Genomic DNA, 4,916 nt, shown 5'->3' with positions numbered 1-4,916 from the left:
TACCGCGTCGACGGCGCCTCGGTCGTGAGCTTCGACGCCTCGGGAATCGATCCTTTGACCGATGGCCACGAGCTCGTGCTGTCGACCTGCTGGCCGTTCGACGCGATCGCCGGCGGACCGGAGCGCTATCTGCTTCACGCCACATTGATAGGCCCGTGAGGCTGACGATCGGTGATCTGGCCCACCAATTGTAATCCGTTCCGTCCCATGAGATGGTTGGATGGCACAACAGGCCAAAGCATCGCGACGATGAACTCGGGCGTTCACTATCTGCCGCTGACACCGGGGTTGTTCTCCATCCTGGTGCTGCTGTTCGGCGTGCTGATCATCCTGATCCAGCTCCGCATCCTGCGCTACGCCTACATGAAACTCGGGATCGGCCCCGGTGCAGCGCTGCTGTTGCTGTTCGGCTCCCTGATCGGCAGCTACTTCAACATTCCGATCACCGTGCTCCCCGGCCGCAACGTGATGTCCGGCGAGGTCGTGGATTTCTACGGCATGCGCTATGTCGTGCCGCTGGTCGCGGCATGGCCCGGCACCGTGCTCGCGGTCAATGTCGGCGGCGCCGTGATCCCGACCTTGATGTCGACCTATCTCGTTCTGCGCTATCAGCTCTGGGGACGGGCCGCGATCGCGGTTGCGGCGATCGCCTTCATCATTCACATGATGGCGACTCCCGTGCACGGCGTCGGCATCGCGGTGCCGGTGTTCGCGCCCGTGGTGGTCACGGCGATCCTCGCCTTCATCCTGTCGCGCGAATACGCCGCGCCGCTGGCCTATATCGGCGGCTCGATGGGAACGCTGATCGGCGCCGACCTCCTCAATCTCGACAAGATCACCGGGCTGGGCGCGCCCGTCGCATCGATCGGCGGCGCGGGAACATTCGACGGCATCTTCCTGACTGGCATCCTCGCGGTGCTTCTGGCCGGCATCGCCTCGCCCGCGCGCCCACGGGAAGTCTGGTAAGCGTTTGCGCCGACACGCCGTCGGTTGCCACATCCGGCAAGGGCCCATAAAGATAAAGAAAAGCGTCGGGACGAATGCTTGGCTCAATCCGTCCTGCGGAAAAATTGAAGGGTAAAGGTTACGCCGATGGAAGCTCAGGTCACAGCCGCGTCCGCTGCCACTGCGACATGGTCGCCCCCGGCCGACGCGAGCGACGTGGTGAAGGGCATCCATGCGATGCTGCATCCGCGCAACATCGTGCTGGTCGGCGCCACCGACAAGCCCGGCAATTACGCCGAGCGCATCTGGAACAACCTGATCAAGTACCAATACGAAGGTGAGCTCTATCCGATCAACGCCAAACGCGAGACGGTCTGGGGCGTCCCCTGCTACAAGGACTTTGCCAGCCTGCCCGACAGACCGGACCACGTGCTGGTACTGGTGCCGGCGCGCTTCGCCGTGCAGGTGATCCGCGATGCCGCCGCCGCTGGCGCACGTTCGGCCACCATCGTGACCTCCGGCTTCGCCGAACTGCAGGACGAGGACAGCCAGCGGCTCGCGGTCGAATTGCAGCAGGCGATACGCGAGACCGGGCTCGCCGTCACCGGGCCGAACTGCCTCGGCAATCTCTCCGCCGGTGACAAGCTGTTCACCAACATCGACGACCGCACCGTCACCATGGAGGCGGGCCCGGTGGCGATTGCCGGCCAGTCCGGCGCGATCGTGATGGCGATCCGCCAGGCATTGGAAGATCGCGGCGTCGGCGTCGGCTACATGGTGACGACCGGCAACGAGGCCGGGCTCGAAACGCCCGACCTGATGAGCTATTTCGCGGCCGATCCGCAGATCCGCGTCATCGTGGTCTATCTCGAAGGCGTGCGCAACACCAAGGCCTTCCGCGACGCCTGCAAGGCCGCGCGCGCCGCAGGCAAGCCGGTAATCGCCTTGAAGCTCGGAGCGTCGGAAGGCGGCCGGGCCGCGGCGATGGCGCATACCGGCGCACTCGCCGGCTCGATCGAGACCTTCGATGCGATCTCGACGCGCGAGGGCGTGATCCGGGTGCGCGGGCTCGATGAATTGATCGAGACCGCCGAGTGTTTCGCGCATGCCGCCATGCCCAGGGGCGATCGGCTCGCCGCGGTGACCTTGTCGGGCGGCAAGCGCGGCCTGCTGCTCGATGCGTTCTACTCGGCCGGCCTGAATTTCGCTCCGCTGAAGCAGGACGCCCACGACAAGCTCGCGAGGATGCTGGGCCCGGGCTCGATCGTCGGCAATCCGCTCGATGCCGGCTTTGCCGCGGTGGTCGACCCCTCCGTCTACATGCAGTCGATCAAGATCATGATCGACGATCCCGATACCGACATCGTCATCATCGATGCCGAGCTGCCGAAGGCGCCGCATGAACTGCGCGAGCGCAATCTTCGCATCGTCAACGACATGGCCGGACGCGGCGGCAAGCCCGTGATCTATATCAGCGCGATGTCCATCGGCTTCACCGAGTTCACCAAGGCCTTGCGCAAGTCGCTGCCGAACATCACGGTCATGCAGGGGATGGACCGCGCGGTGACCGCGATCAAGTCGCTGATCGATTATGCGAGGCTGCGCAAGGAAGTGCCCGACATCGTGTCGAGCTCGAAGGCGCCCGCCCGCGCCCTGCTGGAGAAAACGTTGAAAAGCGCCAACGGCGCCGCGCTCGACGAGGTGGCCTCGAAGAAATTGCTCAAGGCCTACGGCATTCCGATCTCGAAAGAGGGCATCGCGCAGACGGCGGCGGATGCCGCAGCGATTGCCAAGGAGATCGGCTATCCCGTGGTCGCCAAGGTGGTCAGTGCCGATATCCTGCACAAGTCCGACATCGGCGGGGTGGTCTTGAACCTCGGCAGTGCGGCCGAGGTGAAGAAAGCGTTCAACGACATTTCCGCACGGGTGAAGCAACTGAAGGGCAAGCCGAAGCTCGAGGGCATCCTGATCGCGCAGCAGGTCAAGGCCGATCTCGAGCTCGTGGTCGGTGCATCGCTCGACGCGGAGATGGGCCCGGTGGTGCTGTTCGGGACCGGCGGGGTCGACATCGAGCTGATGAAGGACGTCGCGCTCGCCGGCGCGCCGCTCGACGAGGACGAGGCGCGGCAACTGATCGCGCGCACCAAGGCCGGCGTCAAGATGAAGGGCTATCGCGGCAAGCCGGCGCTGCACGAGGCCTCCGCGGTGAAGGCGCTGGTCGGCCTCTCCAACCTGATCGCAGACGCCGGCTCCCGCATCGCCTCGATCGACGTCAATCCGTTCCTGATCAACGCCAGGACCGGCGTCGCCGTGGATGCCCTGATCGTGCTCAACAACGAAGCCGCCAAGAGCGCCGCCGGGCATTGACGGACGCGCGCCGAAATAATCCGAAGGTCGCACCCAACTGCTTATTGGCAAAGGCAAACGGGAAAGGATAGGCTTGCGCCCGCCAAGGCATCGAAGAATGCCGGCGAACGAGACCTCGATATTCTTGCCCGGGAGGAATGCATGGGTATTTCGCGACGCCCCTGGTCGGTCGATCGGCGGACCATTTTGAAATCTGGTGCCGCGATTGCCGCGGCGCAATTCTCGTCCCCCTTCATCATCACCGCCAGAGGCGAGACCCCGATCAGGATCGGCATGGTCGATCCCCTGACCGGCGTCTATGCCGCGATCGCCCAGAGCGAGGTGGTCGGCGCCAAATACGCGCTGGAGGAGATCAACAAGAAAGGCGGTATCATGGGCCGCCCCGTCGAGCTCCTGATCGAGGACTCCGCCAACGACGTCGGCACCGGCGTGCAGAAGACCCGCAAGCTGATCGAGCGCGACCAGGTCAGCTTCATCATCGGCGACGTCAATTCCGGCATCGCGATCGCGATGGCGCAGGTCACGAGCGAGAAGAAGGTGCTGCACATCGTCTCCGGCGGCCATACCGATCCGATCACCGGCACGAGCTGCTCGTGGAACGTCTTCCGCGTCTGCAACTCCACCACGATGGACTCGGCGGCCATCGCCTCGACGCTGATCGAGAAGTTCGGCAAGAAATGGTATTTCCTCACCCCCGATTACGCCTACGGCCATTCGGTGCAGGCGGGTTTCGAGAAGATCCTCAAAGCCGCGGGCGGCACGTCGTCCGGATCGCTGGTGCCGCTCGGCACGCCGGACTATTCGTCCTACCTGATCCAGGCGAAGGCCTTCAACCCGCAGGTGCTGATCAACGTGATGGGCGGCGGCGACCAGGTCGCGAGCCTGAAGCAGTTCGTGCAGTTCGGCCTCGACAAGCAGATGGCGGTCGGCGGCGCGCTGTTCGAGCTGGAGAGCATCCGCGCGGTGCCGGACAACGCCCGCGTCGGCTGGTGGACCATGGAATGGTGGTGGGACCAGCCGGGCGTGCCGCATGTCGCCGAGTTCAACGCGGCGATGAAGAAGATCACCGGGGGCGCCGCGACCGCGCGCAACTGGTTCGGCTATGTCTCGGTGCAGACGCTCGCCGTGATCGCCAACCAGGAGAAGACGCTGGATGCGCCCAAGCTCGCCAAGGCGCTGGGCGGCTTCAAGCTGCCGCCCGAAGTCGCACTGCAGCCCGGCGCGCCGGAATATCGCGCCGGCGACCACGAGCTGATGAGCACGGTGCTCGTCGGTGAGGTGCATCCGCCGCAGGGCGACCCCGACAACATGTTCACCATCAAGAACGCGATACCCGGCGAAAAGGTCGCCGGCTCCGTGGAGGAGACCGGCTGCAAGATGCAGTGGCCGGCCTGACGAAATCAATGCGGCGCCTGGCAAGCCAGGCGCCGTTTCATTTCTAGCGGTGAATCATGACGCTGCTGCTCCTGTTCAACATCACCAACGGGCTCATCGTCGGCACGTTCTATGTGCTGATGGCGCTCGGGCTCTCGCTCATCCTCAACCTCTCCAACGTCATCAATTTCGCCCATGGCGGCTTCCTCGTCATCGGCGGCTACATCGCT

3 protein-coding genes and 2 pseudogenes are annotated in these 4,916 nt (G+C 64.5%); all 5 read left to right on the top strand.

The window, feature by feature from the left end:
- Positions 1-159, top strand: a pseudogene (locus JOY90_RS04550) (class GN sortase); the annotation flags it as partial.
- A gap of 90 nt (positions 160-249) precedes the next feature.
- Positions 250-966: a DUF1614 domain-containing protein gene (locus JOY90_RS04545; protein ID WP_291689961.1), complete on the top strand. Its 717-nt coding sequence runs from the start codon at positions 250-252 to the stop codon at positions 964-966.
- 126 nt (positions 967-1,092) lie between these two features.
- Positions 1,093-3,312: an acetate--CoA ligase family protein gene (locus JOY90_RS04540; protein ID WP_291689960.1), complete on the top strand. Its 2,220-nt coding sequence runs from the start codon at positions 1,093-1,095 to the stop codon at positions 3,310-3,312.
- Between the two features lie 141 nt (positions 3,313-3,453).
- The gene (locus JOY90_RS04535) at positions 3,454-4,707 is read left to right on the top strand and encodes an ABC transporter substrate-binding protein (protein ID WP_291689959.1); all 1,254 of its coding nucleotides are present in this window, start codon (positions 3,454-3,456) and stop codon (positions 4,705-4,707) included.
- A 56-nt stretch (positions 4,708-4,763) separates the two neighbouring features.
- Positions 4,764-4,916: pseudogene (locus JOY90_RS04530) on the top strand (branched-chain amino acid ABC transporter permease); the annotation flags it as partial.

This window comes from Bradyrhizobium sp. (assembly GCF_019242285.1).
In the GTDB taxonomy this organism is placed as follows: Bacteria; Pseudomonadota; Alphaproteobacteria; order Rhizobiales; family Xanthobacteraceae; genus Bradyrhizobium.
Note: the sequence above shows the minus strand (reverse complement) of the source record. Positions and strands in the feature narration are given on the sequence as shown.

Coding starts and splice junctions, on each gene's coding strand:
- JOY90_RS04545 (WP_291689961.1), top strand. CDS start 250: ATGAACTCGGGCGTTCACTATCTGCCGCTGACACCGGGGTTGTTCTCC.
- JOY90_RS04540 (WP_291689960.1), top strand. CDS start 1,093: ATGGAAGCTCAGGTCACAGCCGCGTCCGCTGCCACTGCGACATGGTCG.
- JOY90_RS04535 (WP_291689959.1), top strand. CDS start 3,454: ATGGGTATTTCGCGACGCCCCTGGTCGGTCGATCGGCGGACCATTTTG.